We start from the raw sequence: 21,346 nt of genomic DNA, 5'->3' as shown, positions 1-21,346 counted from the left end.
CGCCGGACCGGGAGGAACTCTTCACCGCGGTCCGGGCCCTGTACGCGCAGGCGCTGGAGTACCCCGAGGAGGTCTTCACCGAGGAGGTCCTGCTGGAGGCCGAACTCGGCATCGACTCCGTCAAGCAGGTGGAACTGCTCACCCGGGTGACCGGCCGCTACGGCCTGCCGCCGAGCGACGTCCGGCTCTCCGACCACGACACCGTCGGCAAGGTGGTCGACCTGCTGCACGCCCACCTGGTGAGCGGCGACGTGTCCATCGCCGCCGCCTGAGCGGCTCACCCCGACCGGAACAGCGGCGATCGCCCGTTCCGGTCCCGGACCGCGCGACAAGGAGCAATCTCGCGATGCAGCAGCAACTCAGCGGCAGGCTAGCCCTGGTCACCGGCGGCGCCAGGAACATCGGCCGGAGCGTGGCCAGGGCGCTCGCCGAGCGCGGCGCCCACGTCCTGGTGAACTACTTCCACTCGCACGAGGAGGCCCTGCGCACACGCGCCGAGCTGGTGGCGCTCGGCGCCCAAGTGGATCTGATCAGGGCGTCCGTGGCCCGGCAGGACCAGGTCGACCGGATGTTCGCGGAGATCGAGGAACGCTTCGGCCACCTCGACATCCTGGTGAACAGCGCCGCGAACGGCGCGCTGCTCCCGTTCGACCGGATCACCGAGGCCGACCTCGACAAAGCCCTCGACACCAACTACAAGGGCAGCCTGCGCTGCGCCCGGGCCGCGGCCCCGCTGATGGCATGCCGGGGCGGTGGCTCGATCGTCCAGATGTCAGCCCTCGGCAGCTCGCAGATGGTGATGGCGAACTATCTGGCCTGCGCCCCGGCGAAGGCCGCGGTGGAGGCACTCACCCGCTATCTGGCCGTGGAGTTCGCCCCCCTCGGCATCAGGGTGAACACCGCGTCCGCGGCCATGCTGGTCAGCGAGGTCGCGGACGCGTTCCCGGACGCCGAGGCCATGCAGGAGGTCATCCGGGACGCCACGCCACTGGGCCGGCTCGGTACGGCGGAGGAGTTCGCCGCCCTCGTCGCCTTCCTGGCCTCCGACGACTCCCGCTGGATCACCGGCCAGACGATCCTGGCCGACGGCGGACTCTCCCTGGGAGCGGCACTGCTGTCGCCGTCTCGCGGGGAGCGATCCGCTCCCGCTCGCGACGAACACGTGCCGGACGACGGCGACCTTGACCGGAACACCGTCACGGAACCCGCTCCGGACGCCCACGGCACGCCTGCAGGGGGCGTGGACCGCGGCGCTCGCGGCGAGGTCGCGGACGACCACGGTGCCGTGGACGAGGTCGCGGACGACCACGGTGCCGTGGACGAGGTGGCCATCGTCGGCATGGGGCTGGCCGTCGCCGGTGCCAACAGTCCGGAGGAGTTCTGGGCGTTGCGCACCACGGGGGCCGAACTGTTCGTCCCCGTTCCCGAGGACCGCTGGAAGCGCTCGACCTTCCATTCGGCGGACCTCTCGGCGCTCGACAAGGCGTACCAGGACACCTGTGTCTTCATCACCGACTTCCAGCCGGTCGCCGGAGCCGTGGAGACGATGGACGCGGCCGACGGCGCGGACCACGAACTGACGACCACCTGGCTTCGGCACAGTCTGGTGCAGGCGCTGGAGGGGGTACGGCGCGCCCCCTCCGCCCGTCATTCCTTCCTGGTGGGCTACACCCCCGACGGCAGCCAGCACCTGGAGGAGGCCGGAGTCCTCGCGGGCATGGACGCGCGGGCCCGGCGGACGGCCGGCTCGCTCGACCTCACCGCACCGCAGCGCGAACGCCTCCTCGACGCGGTCCAGGACACCCTGACCCGGCGGTACCGGCGCGGCGCCCGGGCTCCGGAGCGGTTCCTCCCGCACCGGGTGGGACAGCTGGCGATGGCGGGCGTCCTGCCGGCCGAGACCGAGGTGCAGATGATCGACACCGCCTGCTCGTCGTCGCTCTACGCCATCGACATCGGAGCCAAGGGCCTGCTGAGCGGCAAGCACGACGTCGCCGTCTGCGGCGGCGCGTTCGCCCTGGCACCGCGCGGGACCGTGCTGTTCTCCAAACTGCAGGGCCTGTCGCGGCGCGGCGCGGTCCATTCCCTCGACGCCGACGCGGACGGAGTGATCTTCGCCGACGGCGCGGGCGTCGTCGTCATGAAGCGGCTCAGCGACGCGCGGCGCGACGGGGACCGGATCCTCGGCGTGCTCGGATCCGTCGGAGCCTCCTCCGACGGCCGGGGCAAGGCGGTCTACGCACCGAACGCGGCCGGTCAGGACCTGGCGGTCCGCGCCGCCTTCTCCGAGGGCGGCTCGCCCGCCGACATCGACTGGATCATCGCCCACGCCACGGGCACCCCGGCCGGAGACCTCGCCGAGTTCACCACGCTCCGCGCGCACTTCGGCCGGACGAACCCGGCGTACGTCACGTCCAACAAGTCGCTCATCGGGCACACCGGCTGGGCGGCCGGCGTGGTGTCGGTCATCGAGGCGCTGCTGGCGATGGAGCACGAGACGATTCCGAAGCAGTTCCGGTTCACCCGGGCGCCCGAGTCGTTCGGGATGGACGACAGCCTGCTGGAGATCCCGGCCGAGAACGTGCCCTGGGCCCCGTCGGCGGGCCGACCCCGCACGGTCGCGGTGTCCGGCTTCGGTTTCGGCGGCACGAACGCGCATGTGCTGGTGAGGGAGCACCGGGAGGGGAAGCAGCGTCCCTCCGGACAGCGTCCGCCCGACGGTCGCCCCGCGCGACCTGCGGCCGTACGCGGCCAGGACCGGGTGGTGGTCGTCGGATGGGCCGCGCATGTCCCGGGCCTCGACCGCGAGGGCGTCGTGGAGTGGATCGGCGGGCGGGGCGCCGGGCCGGCCGACAGCTTCGGCCCCGCCTACCCGACGCCGCCGCTGCACAGGGTCAGGCTGCCTCCGGCGACGGTGCGCACCATCGACCGCTGCCAGTTGATGATTCTGGAGTGCGCCCACGATCTGCGCGGCCGGCTCGCCCGGTTCTGGGACGCCGGCACCGGGGCGACCGGCGTGTTCGTCGGCCACATGGGCCCCACCAGGGCGGCCATGCTGTCCGCCGACCGCTGCTACCTCGACGACGTCGAGCAGGCCCTCACCGAGGATCCGGTCACGGCGTCCTCGCCCGGACTGCCGCAGTTGCTGGCGGGACTGCGCGAGCTGGTGCACGACGAGACACCGGCTTCCAACGAGGACTCGTTCCCCGGCATGATGCCCAACGTCATCTCCGCCCGGGTCGCCAACTACTTCGACCTCAAAGGCCCCAACATCACCCTCGACTCCGGGTACGCCTCGAGTCTGACCGCCATCGAGACGGCCGCGCGCTATCTGCGGTCCGGGCAGCTGGACCTCGCTCTGGCGGGCGGGATCAACGGCAACAGCCTCCCTGAGTACGCGACCCTGCTGGCCGGGCTTCCGGAGGGCGCCATCGCGGACGGGCGACTCGCGGAGGGGGCCTTCATGTTCGCCCTCACCACCGAGGCCACGGCCGTCGCGGCGGGGCTGCCGGTCCTCGGCCACCTGGCGGATCTGACGGTCGGCGCCACATCGTCCGGGGGCACACCGTCCGGCGGCCGTCGCATCGACCTCCTGCCGGCCCGTGCGGCCGCGCCCTCCACCGCCCGCTACCTGGGCGCCGCCGGCGCCCTGGCCGTCCTCCAGGGACTGCTCGGCCCGTCCGGCGCGGTGGACATCACCTGCCGGGGTCAGACCGCGCGGAGCACCGTCCACCTCACCTTGGGCATACCCGGCGGCACGGCGCAGGCGCCGCCCCGTCCGACGGCCACCCGCCCCCCGTACCCCCCACAACGGACCGCCCCCGGTCCGCAACCGGCCCCCCGTCACTCGCGGGCTCCGCTGCTTCCCCTGCCCGCCCGGTTCGCCGACGCCGACCGGCTGGCCACCGGCGAGAGCCCGATGACCACGCGTCATGTGCCGGTGCTGTCCGAAGCGGCGGCCGGGCCCGAGCCGCACGAGCAGGTCGCGTTCCTGCCGCCCGGCGTCGTGGTGCTCACCGATCTGCCCGACCTGTGGGCCTCCCTGCGCCACCTGCCGGCCGACGCCACCGTGCTGTGCACCGCGCCTGTCAGCGTGACCCGGCCCGGCTGGCATCATCTGCCGGAGGTCACTCCGGAGGCGGTCCGTGCGGCGCTGGCCGACCACGGGCCCGTACGGCATCTGCGGGTCGTCGCCGACCTGGCCCGCTCGGCGCCACTGCCCGGGCCCCGGACCGGCCCGTCCGCCTCCCGTGACGGACTGGCCCCCTCCCTGACCGCCCTGCACGACGCGGCGTTCCTCGTCCTGCAGACCGCCCACCCGGACCTGGCCGCCGAAGGGTCGTCGTTCCTGACCCTGCTTCTGGGCGCCGTCACGGACCGGATCCCGCACCCCTGTACAGGTCTGTTCTCCGGGCTGGTCAAGTGCGCGGCTCTTGAGTCGCCCGACACCCTGACCTTCCTCCTGGCCACCGACGAACGAGGACCGCGCAGGGGAGCGCTGCTCGCGGAGCGTGAGTCCCGTGCCGTACGCACCTTCCCCGTCGTCCTCCACGCGGACGGCCGGCGCCTCATCCCCGGGCTGACACCGGAGCGCGCCCTCTCCGGCGCCGGGCGGGGAAGCATCGCGGGCCGCCTCGGCCCCGACTCCGTGGTGGTCGCCGTCGGCGGCGCCCGCGGTATCACCGCGGAGGTGGTCATGGCACTGGCCGAGCACTTCCGCCCACGGATCTACCTGTTGGGGAGCAACCCGTTGGACGGGTATCCCGAGACCGTCTTCGAAGGGGACGACGAGACGTTCGCAGCCACCCGCCGGTCCTACATCCGCGAGAACCTGGTGGGCGGCCGGACGGTCGCGGAGGTCAACCGCGCCTTCGACCGGCTGCTGGACGCCCGCGCGGCGCGGCGCACCATCCGGCGCCTGGAGGGGTTCTGCGGTGCCGACCGGGTGACCTATCTGACGTGCGACGTCCGGGACGAGAAGGCGGTCGGCCGGGCCGTCGACCGGGTCCTGGCGGAGCAGCCGGCCGTGGATCTGCTCGTGAACGCGGCCGGCCGCAACCGATCCGCCCTGATCAAGGACAAGGACTTCGCCGAGTTCAAGGCCGTCCGTGACCTGAAGGCCCTCGCCTACCGCAACCTCAAGCGCGCGTTCGCCGGCCGGACTCCGGCGACCTGGTGCAACTTCGGTTCCCTGCTCGGCCACTTCGGCCAACTCGGCGAGCCCGACTACGCGGCGGGCAACGACTACCTGGCGGCGGCCGCGGTCGACGCCGCCGCGCACGGGGCCGACGAGTTCACCGTCGGCTGGACGCTCTGGGACGGCGTGGGGATGGGAGCCCACGAGCTGACCAAGGCGTACTTCGAACGCGCCGGCTCCTACAGTCACATGCCGGTTCGCGAAGGCGTGCACCACTTCCTCCAGGAGCTCCACGCCGAGCGCCGAACGGCGTCGGTGGTGCACATCGGCGTGGCGGAACGGGAGACGATCGAGGGCTTCTATCCCGGCTACCTGACTCGGACCGCACCCGTCGCGACCGCACCTCACGTGACCGCGTCGGGCGGGTCGCAGCCGGAGGGATCCGGGAAGGGCGCGTTCTACCTTCGCGAGACGGTGTCGTCGGACACCGACTCGGCGGTCTTCGCCTGCGCCTTCGACCTGAGCACCGACGGCTACCTCGCCCACCACACCGTCCGCGGAGTGCCGACCCTGCCGGGCACCTTCGTCGTGGAGATCGCCGCCGAGGCGGCGCGCCACCTGGCGCCGGATCTCAGGCCCGTCGCCCTCGAAGACCTCCGCTTCGCACACTTCCTCCGCGTCCACGGCGCCGCCCGCTCCGCCCCCGTACCCAAGAAGATCACCGCCCGGGTGTCGGAACGGGACGACGACCTCACCGTGGTCGAGGTGTCCGTCACCGGAGACGTACGGGCCCCCGGCGGCGTCCTGCTGGTGCGGGACAGGGTGCACTTCACCGCGCGCGTGCTGCTGCGCCGCGAGCTGCCCGCGGCCCCCTCCTGGCAGCACTGGGACGACGGCGACGACCTCCCGGTCGTCGACCCGTACCACGCCCCGGCGTCACCGGTGTCCCTGACGGGCCCGTTCGTCTCCACCGCGCAGACACGGCTGCACCCCCTGGGCAAACGCTCCGTCTACCGGGCCGGCATCGCCGCCGACGATCCCGCGTTCTCCCGGTTCACCACCCCCGTGATCCTGCTCGACGGCATGGCCCGCACCGGTGTCCTGCACCTGGAGCACGGCCGGCTCGTGCCCGTCGCCGCACCTCTGTCCATCCGCCGGGTGGATCTGTACGAGGAGGCCAACGACATCGAACTGACCAGGAGGTACGGCCGGCTCCACCTCTACGTCACGCCCACCGGCTTCGACATGACGCGGGACGGGCCCGACAACCGGTTCGTCGCCGTCACCCCCGAGGGCCGGGTCGTCGCCCAGATGCAGGGTGTCTCCGCCACCCTCGTCGGCCGTCTGGACGCGGTCTCCGGGCGCCTGTACCTCCCGGACGAGCAACCGCTTCCCGGGCCCACGGACACCGAGACCCAGAGGAGGGCAGGCTGATGACGCAGCGGACGACGACCGGGGACGCGGTCGAGGAGCAGCGGGCCGAGCGAGCACCCGGGCCCGTAGGCAGCGTGCTGTTCGGGGCACTCAGCAGCTTCAAGAAGGACACCCTGCGCCTCCTGACGGAGCTTCAGCGGGACCACGGCGGCGTGGTCCGGATGAAGATGGGCCCCTACCTCGTGCATCAGGTCACCGCGCCCGAGGCCGTCAGGCACGTCCTGCAGGACAACGCGCGGAACTATGTGCGCGGCAGGTTCTACCGGGGCTTCAACCTGTTCTTCGGCCGCGGGATGCTCACCACCGACGGAGCGGAGTGGCGGACCCGTCGCGCGGTCAGCCGGCCCTTCTTCCACCGGGCCGGGCTGCGTGCGCGTTCCGACGCCGTCACCGACACGGTGGAGGAGCTGCTGACGCGCTGGGAGCCCAGCGCGCGCACGGGCGACCCGGTCGACATCACCGACGACATGATGTGGCTGGCGATGGGTGTGCTGGGCCGCATGCTGTTCGGCGTGGACCTGCGCCGGTACGCGGACCGGCTGCTGCCCGCGGTCCGCTTCTCCCTGAAGGCCATGATCCTCACCGGCGAGGTCGAGCAGCTGCTGCCCCGCTGGGTGCCCACCGCCTACCAGCGCCGCCTCAGGCGGCACCAGCAGGTCCTCAACGACGTCATGGACGAGATCATCGACCTTCACCGGCGCGGCGAGGGCAGCCCCGACAGCGTGGTCGCCGCGCTGCTGAAGGCGACCCACGAGGTCACCGGCGAACCGTTTACCCAGCGGCAGATACGGGCCGAACTCAAGACGCTGTTCCTCGCCGGCCATGAGACCACCGGCTGCGCCCTCACCTGGACGCTGTACGCGATCGCCCAGCACGAGGACGTCAGGCGCAGGCTCGACACCGAACTGACCGAGGTCCTCGGCGGCCGGGTGCCCACCGCCGAGGACGTCGACGACCTGCCGTATCTGCGGGCGGTCGTCGACGAGTCGCTGCGCCTGTACCCACCCATCTGGCTGTTCCCGCGGGACGCGGTCGCCGACGACCGGGTGGGCGGCTACCACATTCCGGCGGGCAGTACGGTGCTCGTCCCGGTGTATGCGGCCCACCACAACCCCGCCGTGTGGGACAACCCGGAGGCATTCGCCCCGGAACGATTCTGCCCCGCCCACGCAGCCCGCCCCACGAGCAGCGGAGACGCGGACACGGACGCGGACACAGCCACAGCCATTGCTGCGGCTGCAGCAGGGGATGGGGATGGGGATGCGGGCGGGAGCGGGAGCACTGCGCGCAGCGCGCCCCGGCAGCGTGACCGTTACGACTACTTCCCCTTCGGCGGCGGCGCCCGCAAGTGCATCGGCATGGACCTGGCCCTGATGGAACTGCGCCTCGCCGTCGCCATGGTGGTGCAGCGCTACCGCCTCCAGCTGGTCGCGGGACACCCGGTCAAGCCCGCTGCGCTGGTCTCCCTGCGCCCGCAGCCCGGTGTCCTCATGCACATCAGGCCGGCAGACCGTACGGTGCCCTCGGCATGAGCGCCGTCACCCGGTCGGCGTCCGTGGCGACCGCCCCGGCACCGTCCTTGGCCCCGGCGTCGGCCGTGGCCCCGGTGCACCGTGTCCGGTGGCGGACCGTCACCGCGGCCGATCCACCACAGCATCCGGCACCGGCCCTGCGCGGGGCCAAGGTGCTCGTCCTCGGCGGCACACCCCCGCTGGCCCGCGCCGTCGCCCGCGCTCTGCGGGCCGCGGGTGCCGAGGCCCGCGCGGACGACTCGGGGCGGTGGCCGGTCGCGGGCGAGGCGCCCGACGGGCTGGTGGACCTGGGGCACACCGACTCCTTCGTACCGGGAGAACACCACGGCTATCGGCGGGCGCTGCTGCGCTCGGTGACCGCGCTGCGGGCCTGCTACCCGCACTGGCAGCGGGAACCGGACGCGCAGCGGCTGTTCTACGTGGCCGTCACCTACCTCGGGGGCGGCATGGGGTACGACGCTCCGGACGACGCCGGAACGGCCACGCAGCCGCTCGGCGGCATCTGGGCCGGACTGGCCAAGACCCTGCACCGGGAGATCGCCAACTGCAACACCCGCGTGGTGGACACCGACCTCGCCGACCTCGCGGAGCTGCCGCGGCGGATCACCCACGAGCTGTACCGGTGGGGCCTGTTCGAGGTCGGTTACCGTGCGGGCCGCCGCCGCACCCTGGAGGCGGTCCCGGAGGACGCCGGCCCACCGGCGCTGTCCCTGGACGCCGGGGACCTGGTACTGCTCTCCGGCGGTGGACGCGGCATCGGCTGGCGGCTCGCGCGGACGCTGGCGGCCCGCCACGGCTGCCGGGTGGTCGTCACCGGACGCGGCCCGCTGCCCGGCCCGGACGACCCGTCCCGCGCGCTCGACGACGAGCGGTTCAGAGCCCATGAGCGGAGCCTGTGGGCGCAGCCGCGGCAGGGCCGCGGGCTGGCGGCCGTCCGCGCCGCCGTCCATGCCGCCCGGCGCGACCGGGAACTCGTCCGGCACCTGGAACAGGCCCGGCGGGCCGGCCTGCGCATCTCCTACGAGGTGTGCGACGTCACCGACCGCGATCAGACCGCGGCCCTGGTCGCCCGGTACGGGAGAGCGATCACCGCCGTGGTGCACAACGCGGGTGTCGACACACCCGCGCGGCTGCCCAAGAAGACCGACGACGAGTTCCTGAGCACGGTCGCCACCAAGGTCGACGGCTTCGTGAACCTCTTCTGCGCGGTGCGTGAGCTGCCCCTGAAGTTCTTCTGCAACGTCGGCTCCCTCACCGGACGGCTGGGCGGCATGGTCGGCCAGCTCGACTACGCCGCCGCGAACGACGGACTCACCCGCCTCGGCCTCTGGGCCGGGCCGCGGGCCGCGTTCCCCGTGATGACGCTGTGCTGGCCCACCTGGGACCGGCTCGGCATGGTCGCCAACTTCGAGGCCACGCTGCGCTACATGGCGGCACTCGACGTGGGGGAGGGGCTCGACCTGTGGACGCGGGAGCTGACGGCCGCCACCCGCGGCGAGGTCACCTACATCGGCCCGCTGGGCCGCGCGCTCGGCCCGCACCAGAGTCGCGGCTACCGGGTGAGCGCGGATCTGCCGGGCCACCGGGACGTACTGTCCGCCGTGTTCCACCTGGGCGATCTGCGCACCAATGTGCCGCATGCCGAGCAGAGCGCGCTGTTCGCCCTCGACAGCGCGCACGCACCCGTCCTGAACGACGTGCTGGTCGGCGGGGAGCCCTCGCTGCCGGTCTCCCTGCTGCTGGAGAACGCGGTACGGGGCGCCGCCTGGGTGCAGCCGCGGGACTACGCCCCGCTGGCCCTGCAGTTTCTGGAGGACGTGTACGTCGCCCTCCCCGAACTCCGCCTCCGGCACGGCGGCATCGCCCTTCGGCGGTCGGTCACCGCGGGCTACACCGAAGGCCGCTGGATCGCCGACGTCCGGTTCCACCACGCCGGCACCGGCCGTGAGGCAGCCAGGCTGCGGCTGGCGTACCGCCACGCGGACGCGCCGGTCGCGCCGTACGCCGTACAGGGCGGCGCCGACGAGGACTGGGCGGGGGAGTCGTACGGCATCGGCGAGGCCGACACCTACGGGGCCGCCGCTGTTTCCCCTCGGCCCCCGCGCCCTGACACGGCGGGGCTCCCGCTGCGCTGGTCGGGTCTGGTCCTGCGGCGGGCCCGCTGGCACACCGGACCGGGGGACACGTGTACGGCCGAGATCCGTGAGACGCCGGCCGGCGATCTGTGGGTGCTGCCCGGCTGGCCGGTCAGCACGCTCCCGCTGACCGCCCTGGAGAACGTCTTCCGCCGCACGGCGGAGCACGCCCCGGGCACCGTGCTCGCGGTCCGCCGCATCGAGGTGAAGGGCGGGATCCCCGTACCGGCTCCGGGCGAGGCGCTCGTCGCCCGGGGAAGCCCGGCCGCCGGCCACTGGACGGTGTCCGGCGCCGACGACCGCGCACTTTGTCTTTCCGGCGTCGCCTACCGAGGAGATCAGCGATGACGCAGCCGCAGCCGACCGCTCCCGAAGTGTCGCTGTCGCACGTGTACCGGCCCGAGTTCATCGACGACCCGTATCCGCTGTACCGGCGGGCCCGTGAGACGGACCCGGTGCTCTGGGACCCGTGGATGGGAGACGCCGGCGCCTGGATGGTGACCGGCTACGAAACCGCGCTCACCGCGCTGCGCGACCCGCGATTCTCCGCCCGCCGCCCCCAGTGGGACCCGGCGACCGGCACCGAGCGCACCGCGTCCCCGCTGCGCGCCCTGCACACCCAGGTGTTCGTCAGCGACGCACCGGACCACCAGCGCATCCGCAAGGCGTTGTCGCAGCCCTTCCTGGCGCGCTCGGTGGAGGCGATGCGCGGGGACATCGAGCGGTCCGCGCACCGCCTGCTGGACGCGGTGCTGCCCCGCGGGGAGATGGACTTCATGGCGGACTACGCCATGGCACTGCCGTCCGAGACGGTCTGCCGGGTTCTCGGCGTCCCGCGGGAGGACCGGGACACGGTCTGGAAGTTCATCCTCAGCTGGGGACTGCTCGTGGACGAAGGGCCGCTCAGCAAGGAACACCCGGAATACCACCTGGCCGGGATCGGGAAGTACATGGACTACTTCCGCGCGCAGTTGGCCAGGCGCCGCGACCGGCGCACCGACGACCTGATGCAGACCGTGGCCGACGCCTGGGAGGACGGCGGGTTCAGCAGCGAGGAGGAGCTGCTGGGCAACCTGATCTTCCTGCTGACAGCCGGTCAGACGACGACCGCCCACCAGATCGGGAACACCGTGCTGGCCCTCCTGGCCCAGCCCGAGGTGTACGCCAAGGTCGCCGCCGACCCCTCCCGGGTGCCCGCGGCCACGCCCGAGTTCCTGCGGTACGACAGCTCGGTGCAGCTCACCAAGCGGCGCGCGACCGAGCCCGTGGAGCTCGGCGGCCGGCTCATCGAGGAGGGCCAGGAGGTGTTCGTCTGGATCGGCGCGGCACACCGCGACCCCGCGGCCTTCGCCGACCCCGACCGGATCGACCCGGACCGTCCGCGCGCCCCGAACCTCGCGCTGGGCCACGGGGCCCACTACTGCCTGGGCGGGCGGCTCGGACAGCTCGTCAACGAGATCGCCGTACAGAGCTTCCTGGAGCGGGTGACCGGACCGAAGGCCGACCCCTCCCGGGTACACCGGGCGGCCACCGCCACGTTCCGCGGTCCTCACGTCATGCCGATGACCTTCGACGCGAAGGAGACACGATGAGCACCACCAGGCCGCCGCTGCCGGACTTCGCCGGCTTCACCACCCTCGACCGGGAGGTGTCGCTGGACCGGCTGCCGGTCAGGGGCGCCGTCCCCGACTGGCTGAGCGGCACCCTGCTGCGCAACGGACCGGCGAAGTTCGAGGTCGGCGACTACCGGCTCACGCACTGGTTCAACGGTCTGGCGATGCTCCACGCGTTCTCCTTCGCGGACGGCCGGGTGAAGTACGCGAACAAGTTCCTGCGTACGACGGCGTACGACCTGGCCACCACCAAGGACCAGCTCTACGGGAAGCAGTTCGGCCACGACCCCTGCGAGCGGCTCTTCGGACGGCACTTCGCGGCCTACTCACCGAACGTCACCGACAACACCAACGTCAACGTGGCCCGGATGGCCGGGCGTTACTTCGCCTTCGCGGAGCAGCCCCTGGCCAACGAGTTCGACCCGCGGACGCTGGAGACGCTGGGCGAGGTCCCGTTCGAGGGCCGGATCCAGGGCGAGACCTCCACGCCGCACCCGCACTTCGACTTCGACCGGCGCGTGCTGATCAACTACACCACGTCGATGGCGGACCGACCGGCGTACCAGCTCTTCTACGTCCCGGACGACGAGCTCGTCCAGCGCCCGCTGGCCACGATCGAGGTCGACGAGCCGTGCTACATGCACAGCTTCGCCGCGACCGAGAACTACGTCGTCCTCGTGGAGTTCCCGGTCGTCATCGACACCGAACGTTTCCGGCAGGTCCGCAGCCCCTTCCTGGACACCTTCAGCTGGCGGCCCGAGCGGCCTGCCCGGTTCCTCGTGGTGGACAAGCGGGAGGGCCGGCTGGCCGCCGTCTTCGAGAGCGAGGCGTTCTTCGCCTTCCACCACGTCAACGCCGTCGAGTCGGGCAGGGACCTTCTGGTCGACATCGCGGCCACGCACCATCCCTACGAGACCGTGCTCGGTCTCGAACCGACGGAGGACCAGTTCGACCTCACGGCGTACGGATACCAACTGCGGCGCTACACGCTGCCGTTGGCGCGCCCCGGCGGCTCGGTCGGGTGGGAGCCGCTCGCCGACGCCGGCGTGGAGATGCCGCGCATCAACTACCGGCAGCACAACGGCAGGGCGTACCGCTACGCCTACGGCCTCGGGCATTCCCCGCGCAGTCCGCGCGCGATGAACAGGCTGCTGAAGGTCGACGTGGTGGCAGGCACGCACCAGGCCTGGTACGAGAAGGGCTGCTTCCCCGGCGAGGCAGTGTTCGTGCCGCGCCCGGGGGCCACCCGGGAGGACGACGGCGTGGTGCTCTCGGGCGTGCTGGACGCGCGGAGCGAACGGTCGTTCCTGCTGGTCCTCGACGGGCCGTCGTTCGAGGAACTGGGCCGGGCCGAGGTGCCGCACCACATTCCGAACGACTTCCACGGACAGTTCTTCCCGGATCTGCTCCGCTGATCCGGACCGGTCGCGGCCGGCACGGACCGGCCCGGCCGGGCAGCGCCGCCGCTGCCCGGCCGGACGGACCGGAGTCAGGGTGTCCAGGCCTGGTGGAGGAACCGCATGGTGCCGACGCCGATGCCACCGTCCGCATACAGCGTCTGCCCCGTGATGTAGCGGGCCTCGGCGGAGCCCAGGAAGGCGATGACGCCCGCGATGTCTTCGGCCTCGCCGAGCCGGCCGAGAGGGAGATACGCCCCGCGCCGGGCGTGTTCGGCGGGGTCCGGGCCGAACAGACCGGAGACCCCCTCGGTGCGGATGAGGCCGGGGCCGACCGCGTTGACGCGGATTCCGGCGTCGGCGTATTCGGCGGCGGCCTGTTTGGTGAGGGCGATGACAGCGGCCTTCGCCGCGGGATAGATGCCGGAATTCGCGCGGGCGGTCTCGGCGAGGAACGAGGTGACGTTCACAATGGCCCCGCCACCGCTGTTCGCGATGATCGGAGCGAAAATCTGGGTGCAGAGAAGATTACCGAGGACATTGACATCGAGCACGCGGCGGAAATGCTCCATGTCGATTTCCTCCAGGGAGCTGAACGTCCACACTCCGGCGTTGTTGACCAGCAGGTCGAGCCGGTCCAGTCCCGCCGCCAGGGACCGGAGCCCCTCGGCGTCGCGGACGTCGCAACGGCAACCGACCCCGCCGACCGAACGGGCCGTGCTGTCCGCGGATTCGTCCTGGTCCAGGGCGATGACCGAATAGCCGCGCTCGGCGAGCAGCGAGGCGGTCGCCCGGCCGATTCCCCGGCCTGCTCCGGTGACCAGGGCGACGGGTTTTTCGGATGCGGTGCTCATCAGGTCTCCTCGCGTCCGGAAGCCCGGAATGCGGATGCATGACGGGCAGGGGTATGTAATATCCGGACGGCGACGTGTGTCAAGCAATATCCGCCGACCGGAAGAAAAGACGACCGTTTTCTTGAAGTCCGAGAATGGAGTGAGGAAATGGCAGTGACGACGACGGAAATACCTGCGCCCGGAATTTCCACGGCGCCCCGGAAGATGCTGGTGGACGGTGTGTGGGTGGACGCCATCGACGGCGCCGTCCTGGAGACCGTGGACCCCGCGACGGAGCAGGCGCTGGCCACGGTGCCGCTGGGCGGCGCCGCGGACGTGGACCTCGCCGTCCGCGCCGCCCGCGCCGCCTTCGAGCCGGGCTCGGCGTGGCGTCGGATGTCCCCGTCCCAGCGGGGCCGGCTCATCCACCGGCTCGGCGACCTCGTCCTGGAGCACGCCGGGGAACTCGCCCTGACCGAGTCGCGGGACAACGGCAAGCCGGTGTCGTACGCGGCGATGGCGGACATCCCGATGGCGGCCGACCTGTTCCACTACATGTCCGGGTGGACCACCAAGATCGAGGGCAACACGATCCCGTTCTCGGCCGCGCCGCCCGGCAGCTTCCTCTCCTACACCACACGGGAGCCCATCGGCGTGGTCGGCCAGATCATCCCCTGGAACTTCCCCCTGATGATGGCGGCCTGGAAACTGGCCCCGGCACTGGCGGCCGGCTGCACCGTCGTCCTCAAGCCCGCCGAGCAGACCCCGCTGAGCGCGCTGCGGCTCGGTGAACTGATCCAGGAGGCGGGCTTCCCGGACGGCGTGGTGAACATCGTGACCGGCGACGGAGGGACCGGGGCGGCCCTGGCGGCCCACCCGGACGTCGACAAGGTCGCCTTCACCGGCTCCACGGAGGTCGGCAAGGAGATCGTCCGTGCCTCGGCGGGCAACCTCAAGAAGCTGACCCTGGAACTGGGCGGCAAGTCCCCGAACATCGTCTACGCCGACGCCGACCTGGAACGCGCCGTGGCCGCTTCGGCCGGCGCCGTCTTCTTCAACCAGGGCGAGTCCTGCATGGCCGGCTCCCGTCTGTACGTGCAGCGGCCGGTACTGGACCAAGTGGTCGAGGGACTGGTCGCCGAGATGAACCGGCTCGTCGTGGGCGTGGGCGCCGACCCCGCGACCCAGCTCGGCCCACTGGTGTCCAAGGAGCAGCTCGACCGGGTCCGGGGCTATGTCGAGTCCGGTGTGCACGACGGGGCCGTCCCGCACACAGGAGGCCAGATCCTGCCGGACACGGGGTACTTCGTCCCGCCCACGATCTTCACGCGCACCGCACCCGGCATGAGGATCGTCGACGAGGAGATCTTCGGTCCGGTGCTGGTGGTCCTGCCCTTCGACCGGCTCGAGGACGTCGTGGACATCGAGCGCGCCAACCCCTACGGTCTGGCCGCCGGTGTCTTCACCCGCGACGTGGGCAAGGCCTTCCGGACGGCTGACGCCATGCGGGCGGGAACCGTGTTCGTCAACACCTGGAACGCCCTCGACTCCGCCCTCCCCTTCGGCGGCTACAAGCAGTCCGGATGGGGCCGGGAGATGGGGCACGCGGTCCTGGAGAACTACCTCGAGACCAAAACGGTCATAGCCGACCTGTCCTGACGCGGCCCGCCCCGCTCCGGGCAGCGTCGGACGAACGGGCGCGCGCCACGGCCTGCACGTACTCCGGGGACCGCACCCATGTCCAAGTCCGCGACAACTTCCCCAAAAACATCACGGACTTGGCGTGAAGGGGTCCTCGAAGTCACCGCGTTCCACCGCCGGCTGGTCACCGAGCACGCCCCGACCGTGCGCGCGGGCCTGGTACTGGCAATTGCGCAGCTGGCCCGAGCGCACCAGGACGTGGAAGCGGTGATGTGGGCCCGCGCGTGCTGGACCGATCCCATGCAGCCGCCCGAGGCGCGCGTCAGCGCCGCAATCGCGTGGATGTGCCTTACCGACATCCCCGTCCCAGGCGAACTGCGTGCCATTCTGGACGATCTCGCCACCGAGGAGACAGCACGTCTGTAGGCGCCGCTCCCTGGATGCGTGCGGTCGAGGGCATCGGAGGCAACGGCCTGCATTGCTGCCTCCGCAAGATGCTGCACTCCGACGCACCTGACCCCGAAGATCATTGCGACCCGTGGGCCTGACCTCTCCTCGATTCCCAATCGCCCGCAGGACTGGGGGTGACACGTCGGCCCATCCACGCTGCGACGAGGTGGGGAATCGAGGCGGGCAAGTCTGGGGAACGGGCAAGCACGGGGTGGGAAGGTCCAGGGAGGCTGCGCCATCTTGAACGGGCTGGTCAGCAGGGGTGGTGTGACCCCGTTTCGGGCTGGCCGTACTGGTCGCGGGCGGCAGTCTGGGGTGCAGATCGTCTGGCAGGGCGGTTTTTTGCCGATGAGTTCACCGTCCTCGAACGGTCTACCCAGCGACACGACCGTTCTTGACAGGAGTGCCATGTCCACCATCCAGCCAGTGATCATCACTGCCGACCAGGACGGCCTGCTCGGCTTCTATACGAAACTGTTCGGCGCCGAGGAGATCTTCCGGATACCGGCGGAAGGCCCGGCCTTCTACCTCGGCTTGCGCATCGGCGACACGGACCTCGGGCTGGTGGCCAAGACGAATGTGGGGCCCGGGGCAGCACCGCGGATCCTGCTCAGCATCGCTGTCGACGACGTCGACGAGATGCTCGGCCGGGTGACGGCGCTGGGCGGCTCGGTCTGCGGCGGTCCCAACGACATGCCGTGGGGACAGCGCGTCGCCCACATCCAGGACCCCGACGGCAACCCGGTGAACCTCACCCAGCCGATCCCGACTCAGTGACGCTGTTCCGGGTGCTTGTGCTGGTCGTGGGCTGCCTGCGGTAAGGATCAATTGCCTGAAGCGGCCTCGATGTTCGTCAGTACAAGCAGCGCGCGAAGCAGGTCGCTCGCTGCGGACGCCAGCGACCTGCACCAGGCTGTGACCAGGACCCGGCTGCTGGCCTACGTCATCCTCGACGGCAGGCTGATCCCGATCGACCGCGTGCACGATCAGAAGCCGTACTACAGCTGTCGCGCGCCCGGATCCGCTGCCGCGGTGAACGGGCCGTCGCCACCCTCAAGACCTGGTAAATCCAACGCTGAGCAGCCATGCCGACCGACCCCAGTGATGAGTTGTCGCGCCCGCATCCGTCATACCTACGAAGGGACACGACGAGGCGGAAGGTGACGTGATGAGTGCGGACACACGGCTGGAGGAGCTGGGCGTGAGTGGTCTGGGCGAGGTCGACGAGTCGGCGTTCTCGGGGCTGGCGGAGCGGCACCGGCGGGAGCTGCACGTGCACTGCTACCGGATGCTCGGGTCGTTCGAGGACGCCGAGGACACCGTGCAGGAGACGTTCCTCCGTGCCTGGCGGCGGCGGGAGACCTTCGAGGGGCGGTCGACGTTCCGGGCCTGGTTGTACCGGATCGCCACCAACGCCTGCCTGGACCTGCTCGCCAAGTGCCGCCCGGAGCCTGCGACCGGCGGCGAGGTGCTGTGGCTGCAGCCCTACCCGGACCGGCTGCTCGACGAGCTGTCCGCGGGCGACGCGGACGAGCCGGAGACCGTCGCCGTCGCGCGGGAGACGATCGAGCTGGCGTACATGGTCGCAGTCCAGCACCTCGCGCCGCGCCCGCGGGCCGTGCTGATCCTGCGGGACGCGCTCGGCTGGCCGGCGAAGGATGTCGCGGAGCTCCTCGGGGACTCGGTCAACTCCGTGAACAGCGCGTTGCAGCGGGCCCGCGCCGGTATGCGGGAGCACCTGCCCGCCGAACGGCAGGACTGGACCGGCGGCGAACAGGACACCGGGACGCGCGAGCTGGTGCGCCGCTATACCGACGCCAGCGTGGCCACGGACGTCGCCAGGCTCGCCGCACTGCTGCGCGACGACGTCCGCTGCTCGATGCCGCCCACGCCGGGCCTGTACGTCGGCCGCGACGCGGTGGTGAACGACTGGATCGAGAGCGGCTTCGAGGGCATGAAGGGCCTGCGCGCCGTCCGCGCCTCCGTGAACCGGCAGCCCGCCGTCGCTTTCTACCTGTGGCGGAAGCGGGAGGGCGTGTACCTGCCGCTGACGATCGACGTACTGCGCGTCACCGGCGGGGCGATCACCGAGATCGTCACGTTCCACGACGACCGGTTCCCGCGGCTCGGGCTGCCGGAGCGCCTGCCGGCGGACGGCACGGAGTAGTCCCGGTGTGGACGCTCACGCTGCGCGGTGGCGCGCGTGTCGCGGTGGTCGCCGGCGAAGTGGTACGACGCGTTCGGCGTCGTCACCCGTGGGCGGGCGCAGCTGGAGCTGCGCGACGACGAGCCCGATTCGGTCCTCGGACGCGACGCGGGGTTCTGGCTCCGCGGCACCGGCGTCCGCGCCCTGGGAACCCCGGCCGTCATCCGTGCGGGCCGGTGCACACCAGATACAGCTTCAGCCCCCAGTAGAACCGCGAGTGGCTGGCGCAGTACCCATAGCCCGCCCATCCGGCCAGGTCCGAGCGTTTCACCGTTGGCCGCGACATCCCGCAGGGCACCGGGGTGGAGTCCACGATCCAGCAGTCGTCCAGCCAGAAGTCGCTCGACTTCGCCAGCATCCGGATGACCCGCTTGACCAGGCCGAACGCGGACCGCAGCCGCTTGTTGTAGCCGGACTGCTGAGGGAGGTACGGGAACATCCCGGTGAGGTGCTTGCCGGCGTAGCGCAGCCAGTACGTCTCGGACGTGAAGCCGAGCAGCGACTGGGCGAGTGCGAGGCACACGAGCTCGGAGTCGGTCAACACTGGGGGTCTGCCCAGCCGTCGTGGTCCCGCCGGCTCGTCGTCGATCTTCACGTACAGGGCGGTCAGAAGGGTCTCCATGTCGCTCGTCACACAACGATCAACGAGACCCTTCTCCTTTGCGCCCGCAGGACTTCGGACCTACTCGTCCAGCCCTACCAACCGGGGTGGGGAGAGGCCGCTCAGCATTCGTTACGGCGCGGGAGCGGCCCCCGCTCACAACCGGCGGGTGAACTCCTGGCGGTCGGCGAAGTTCTCGTAGCCTGCCCGTTCGAAAGCCATGATCATGGCGGTGTTGGCCGCGTCGCAGTCGCCGCGGATCTCCTCGGCGCCCGCTTCGACCAGCAGCCGCGTGCCGCGGGCCACCACCGCCGTCGCGTAGCCGTTGCCGCGGCAGGCGGGAGACACAGCCACCAGGCCGATCACCGCGGTCGAGGGGTTTCGGGCGGGGAGGCTGAGTGCAGCCGGCGTGCCGTCCGGAGCGTAGCCGAGTTCCCACCACGAGGGCTCGTACAAGAACTCCTCCATGTCCGCGAAGAGGCTCTCCGCGGCACGCCGGGCGCCATGCCGGGCGACCTTGGCAGCGAGTTGGGCGTCGGCGCTGGTCGGCAGCGCCTCGGCGAGGAGAGCGATGAACGGCTCACGGCCCAGACTGGGCAGGGAATGCCAGGTCAATCGGTCATCATGCGAAGTGAGTTCTACCCCGGAGCGGCGGCGGAAGCGGCGACCGTCACGGGCCCGCTCGAAGCCCGCCAGACGGAGAAGCTCGGCGCGCCGTTCCGGCTCCGCCTGATACTGCGGCGGCTGCGTCGGCGAGTCGTTGACGTGCTCCAGCTCCGTGGCGCCGAGCGAGTCGGCCAGGGCGACGGCCTCGGCCAGCAGCGCCTGGCCGATGGCCAGGCCGGGTTCGTCCCACGGTGCCTCAAGGAGCACCAGGGCCATCGGGACGTCGTTCCCGGGGAGGGTCCATAGCGCGGTGGCCGCGGTGAGCCGACCGGCCTCGTCCTCCGCGACCAGGCACCACTCCGGCCGGGTGCACTTCTTGGCAAGTAGGTCGGTGAGGTAGGCGGCCGTCCCGGCGTTGCGCTCGGGCTGGTCGGAGTGCTGGACGAGGGCAGGTAGTTCGTCTGGGCGCGCTATACGTATAGGCATGTACTGGGATCATCCTGTCTCTCGATGACGTAGCTGGCTTTGCATGAAATCCCACCCAGTGACACCGGCAGGCCTGGCTGTTCCTGCCCTTGTCAGACCGACCATCAGACCCGGGCCTACGGACTGGATACTGTCGGCCTCCTGCCGCAGCGGTGGATCCCACGGCCGATCGGCGGTGGTCGTGGCCTGGCGCAGGGCGGTGCGGCGTAGGCATCTCATTCCACCGGGTAGCGCACCACCAACACCCCCTCCACATCCCTCCCCACCGCCTCGTACTGATGCGGTACATCTGCCGCCCACCGGGCGTGGCCGCCCGGGCCCACCTCGAACGGGGCGGAGGCGGGACCAACCCGCGCCGTGCCGCTGAAGACCAGCAAGTGCTCCTCCGCGCCCGGCACATGAGCGGCCGAGCGCTGCACCGCGCCGCTCAGAATGTGGATGCGATACACCTCCGACACCGCAGCCGCGTCCTGCACGCGGTCCGTCAGCACCGCGTGCACCGCCGCGCCCTGCACCGGGGCGGGGCCGACGACCGTGCTCAGCGGCGCCTCGAGGGCCGTGGTCAGCGCGTACAGCGTCTCCAGGGTCGGATTGCGCCGGCCGGTCTCCAGTTCCGAGAGCGTGCCCTTGCCGACGCCGGAGCGGCGGGCCAGTTCCGACAGCGACAGGCCGCCGTCCTGGCGCAGACGGCGCAGCCGCTCGCCCACCTCCTGGGCCAGTTCCATCCCTTGATTTTCGCGGGGAATCCTGGCCTTCGGGCCGGGCGGGAATGCGATCCTTGGCCCGCAGGCGCGTAGCGCCGGAGTTCGCTGCGTCTGGGGGGCAGGCCGGCCGTTTCTGGCTCTCGATGTAGTCCTTGACGATGCTCAGTGGTGCGCCGCCGCAGGAGCCGGCGAAGTAGGACGGGGACCAGAACACCGAGTCTGTGCCGGTCTGGTTGATCCGTTCGGTGTATTCCGCGCGCAGGTAGCGGGAGCTGACGCCTTTGAGGCTGTTGACGAGTTTGGACAGGGCGATCTTCGGCGGGTAGTGCACGAGCAAGTGGATGTGATCGCCTTCGCCGTTGAACTCCCGCAGCTCGGCGCCGAAGCTCTCGCACACATCGCGCATGATCTCCTCGCAGCGCGTCAGCATCTCGCCGTTGAAGACCTCCCGCCGATGTTTTGTGACAAACACCAAGTGTGCGTGAAGGTTGAAAACGACATGATTTCCTCGTCGGACATCGGGATCCGGTTCCCACCGCGGTGACATAGACCAAGCATAGTAGGATCGAGT

13 protein-coding genes and 2 pseudogenes are annotated in these 21,346 nt (G+C 71.1%); 10 read left to right on the top strand and 5 right to left on the bottom strand.

Annotated elements, in window-relative coordinates; genetic code table 11:
• The 6 genes from N4G66_RS39495 to N4G66_RS39470 form a co-directional block, all read left to right on the top strand.
• The coding region (locus N4G66_RS39495) for an acyl carrier protein (protein ID WP_261709128.1) at nt 1-272 on the top strand (272 nt) is incomplete at its 5' end.
• Nucleotides 273-346: 74 nt separating this feature from the next.
• Nucleotides 347-6,571: an SDR family oxidoreductase gene (locus N4G66_RS39490; protein ID WP_261709127.1), complete on the top strand. Its 6,225-nt coding sequence runs from the start codon at nt 347-349 to the stop codon at nt 6,569-6,571.
• Nucleotides 6,571-8,103 carry a cytochrome P450 gene (locus N4G66_RS39485; protein WP_261709126.1) on the top strand — a complete coding sequence of 511 codons (1,533 nt, stop codon included), beginning with the start codon at nt 6,571-6,573 and terminating at the stop codon, nt 8,101-8,103. The genes N4G66_RS39490 and N4G66_RS39485 overlap by 1 nt, the downstream gene beginning before the upstream one ends.
• Nucleotides 8,100-10,586 (top strand): SDR family NAD(P)-dependent oxidoreductase, encoded by a 2,487-nt coding sequence (locus N4G66_RS39480; protein ID WP_261709125.1) that lies wholly within the window; start codon nt 8,100-8,102, stop codon nt 10,584-10,586. The genes N4G66_RS39485 and N4G66_RS39480 overlap by 4 nt, the downstream gene beginning before the upstream one ends.
• On the top strand, nt 10,583-11,830 hold the full coding sequence (locus tag N4G66_RS39475; protein WP_261709124.1) for a cytochrome P450: 1,248 nt from the start codon (nt 10,583-10,585) through the stop codon (nt 11,828-11,830). Before N4G66_RS39480 ends, N4G66_RS39475 begins: the two co-directional genes overlap by 4 nt.
• Complete coding sequence (locus tag N4G66_RS39470) at nt 11,827-13,266, top strand: carotenoid oxygenase family protein (protein WP_261709123.1); 1,440 nt, start codon at nt 11,827-11,829, stop codon at nt 13,264-13,266. Before N4G66_RS39475 ends, N4G66_RS39470 begins: the two co-directional genes overlap by 4 nt.
• Before the next feature lie 74 nt (nt 13,267-13,340).
• Here the strand turns inward: N4G66_RS39470 and N4G66_RS39465 are convergent, their stop codons facing one another.
• A complete protein-coding gene (locus tag N4G66_RS39465; RefSeq protein WP_261709122.1) occupies nt 13,341-14,102 on the bottom strand; it encodes an SDR family NAD(P)-dependent oxidoreductase in 762 nt (253 codons plus the stop codon).
• 147 nt (nt 14,103-14,249) lie between these two features.
• On the opposite strand from N4G66_RS39465, the gene N4G66_RS39460 reads away from it, so the two are divergent.
• The 4 genes from N4G66_RS39460 (at nt 14,250) to N4G66_RS39440 (ending at nt 18,339) form a co-directional block, all read left to right on the top strand.
• Nucleotides 14,250-15,740, top strand: coding sequence for an aldehyde dehydrogenase family protein (locus tag N4G66_RS39460; RefSeq protein ID WP_261709121.1), 1,491 nt, complete (start codon nt 14,250-14,252; stop codon nt 15,738-15,740).
• 78 nt (nt 15,741-15,818) lie between these two features.
• The gene (locus N4G66_RS39455; protein WP_261709120.1) at nt 15,819-16,148 is read left to right on the top strand and encodes a hypothetical protein; all 330 of its coding nucleotides are present in this window, start codon (nt 15,819-15,821) and stop codon (nt 16,146-16,148) included.
• A gap of 432 nt (nt 16,149-16,580) precedes the next feature.
• Nucleotides 16,581-16,949, top strand: coding sequence for a VOC family protein (locus N4G66_RS39450; RefSeq protein ID WP_261709119.1), 369 nt, complete (start codon nt 16,581-16,583; stop codon nt 16,947-16,949).
• Nucleotides 16,950-17,340: 391 nt separating this feature from the next.
• Complete coding sequence (locus N4G66_RS39440) at nt 17,341-18,339, top strand: RNA polymerase subunit sigma-70 (protein WP_261709118.1); 999 nt, start codon at nt 17,341-17,343, stop codon at nt 18,337-18,339.
• A gap of 214 nt (nt 18,340-18,553) precedes the next feature.
• Here N4G66_RS39440 and N4G66_RS39435 read toward each other — a convergent pair.
• From N4G66_RS39435 to tnpA, 4 genes and pseudogenes are all read right to left on the bottom strand, one after another.
• Nucleotides 18,554-19,012 (bottom strand): annotated as a pseudogene (locus N4G66_RS39435) (IS982 family transposase); the annotation flags it as partial.
• Nucleotides 19,013-19,135: 123 nt separating this feature from the next.
• A complete protein-coding gene (locus tag N4G66_RS39430) occupies nt 19,136-20,071 on the bottom strand; it encodes a GNAT family N-acetyltransferase (RefSeq protein WP_261709117.1) in 936 nt (311 codons plus the stop codon).
• Nucleotides 20,072-20,286: 215 nt separating this feature from the next.
• Nucleotides 20,287-20,796, bottom strand: a complete 510-nt coding sequence (locus N4G66_RS39425; RefSeq protein ID WP_261709116.1) for a helix-turn-helix domain-containing protein — start codon at nt 20,794-20,796, stop codon at nt 20,287-20,289.
• A 103-nt stretch (nt 20,797-20,899) separates the two neighbouring features.
• Nucleotides 20,900-21,322: pseudogene (gene tnpA / locus N4G66_RS39420) on the bottom strand (IS200/IS605 family transposase); the annotation flags it as partial.
• Between the last annotated feature and the right edge of the window lie 24 nt (nt 21,323-21,346).

Origin of the sequence: Streptomyces rhizosphaerihabitans, from assembly GCF_025399795.1 — a bacterium.
In the GTDB taxonomy this organism is placed as follows: domain Bacteria; phylum Actinomycetota; class Actinomycetes; order Streptomycetales; family Streptomycetaceae; genus Streptomyces; species Streptomyces rhizosphaerihabitans.
The sequence above is the reverse complement of the archived record's forward strand: the minus strand, read 5'-3'. Positions and strand labels throughout refer to the sequence as shown.

Excerpts from the sequence above, each read along its gene's own strand:
- N4G66_RS39470 (WP_261709123.1), top strand. The coding sequence starts at position 11,827 with ATGAGCACCACCAGGCCGCCGCTGCCGGACTTCGCCGGCTTCACCACC.
- N4G66_RS39485 (WP_261709126.1), top strand. The coding sequence starts at position 6,571 with ATGACGCAGCGGACGACGACCGGGGACGCGGTCGAGGAGCAGCGGGCC.
- N4G66_RS39450 (WP_261709119.1), top strand. The coding sequence starts at position 16,581 with ATGTCCACCATCCAGCCAGTGATCATCACTGCCGACCAGGACGGCCTG.
- N4G66_RS39430 (WP_261709117.1), bottom strand. The coding sequence starts at position 20,071 with ATGCCTATACGTATAGCGCGCCCAGACGAACTACCTGCCCTCGTCCAG.
- N4G66_RS39455 (WP_261709120.1), top strand. The coding sequence starts at position 15,819 with ATGTCCAAGTCCGCGACAACTTCCCCAAAAACATCACGGACTTGGCGT.
- N4G66_RS39460 (WP_261709121.1), top strand. The coding sequence starts at position 14,250 with ATGGCAGTGACGACGACGGAAATACCTGCGCCCGGAATTTCCACGGCG.
- N4G66_RS39480 (WP_261709125.1), top strand. The coding sequence starts at position 8,100 with ATGAGCGCCGTCACCCGGTCGGCGTCCGTGGCGACCGCCCCGGCACCG.
- N4G66_RS39425 (WP_261709116.1), bottom strand. The coding sequence starts at position 20,796 with ATGGAACTGGCCCAGGAGGTGGGCGAGCGGCTGCGCCGTCTGCGCCAG.
- N4G66_RS39465 (WP_261709122.1), bottom strand. The coding sequence starts at position 14,102 with ATGAGCACCGCATCCGAAAAACCCGTCGCCCTGGTCACCGGAGCAGGC.
- N4G66_RS39475 (WP_261709124.1), top strand. The coding sequence starts at position 10,583 with ATGACGCAGCCGCAGCCGACCGCTCCCGAAGTGTCGCTGTCGCACGTG.
- N4G66_RS39440 (WP_261709118.1), top strand. The coding sequence starts at position 17,341 with ATGAGTGCGGACACACGGCTGGAGGAGCTGGGCGTGAGTGGTCTGGGC.
- N4G66_RS39490 (WP_261709127.1), top strand. The coding sequence starts at position 347 with ATGCAGCAGCAACTCAGCGGCAGGCTAGCCCTGGTCACCGGCGGCGCC.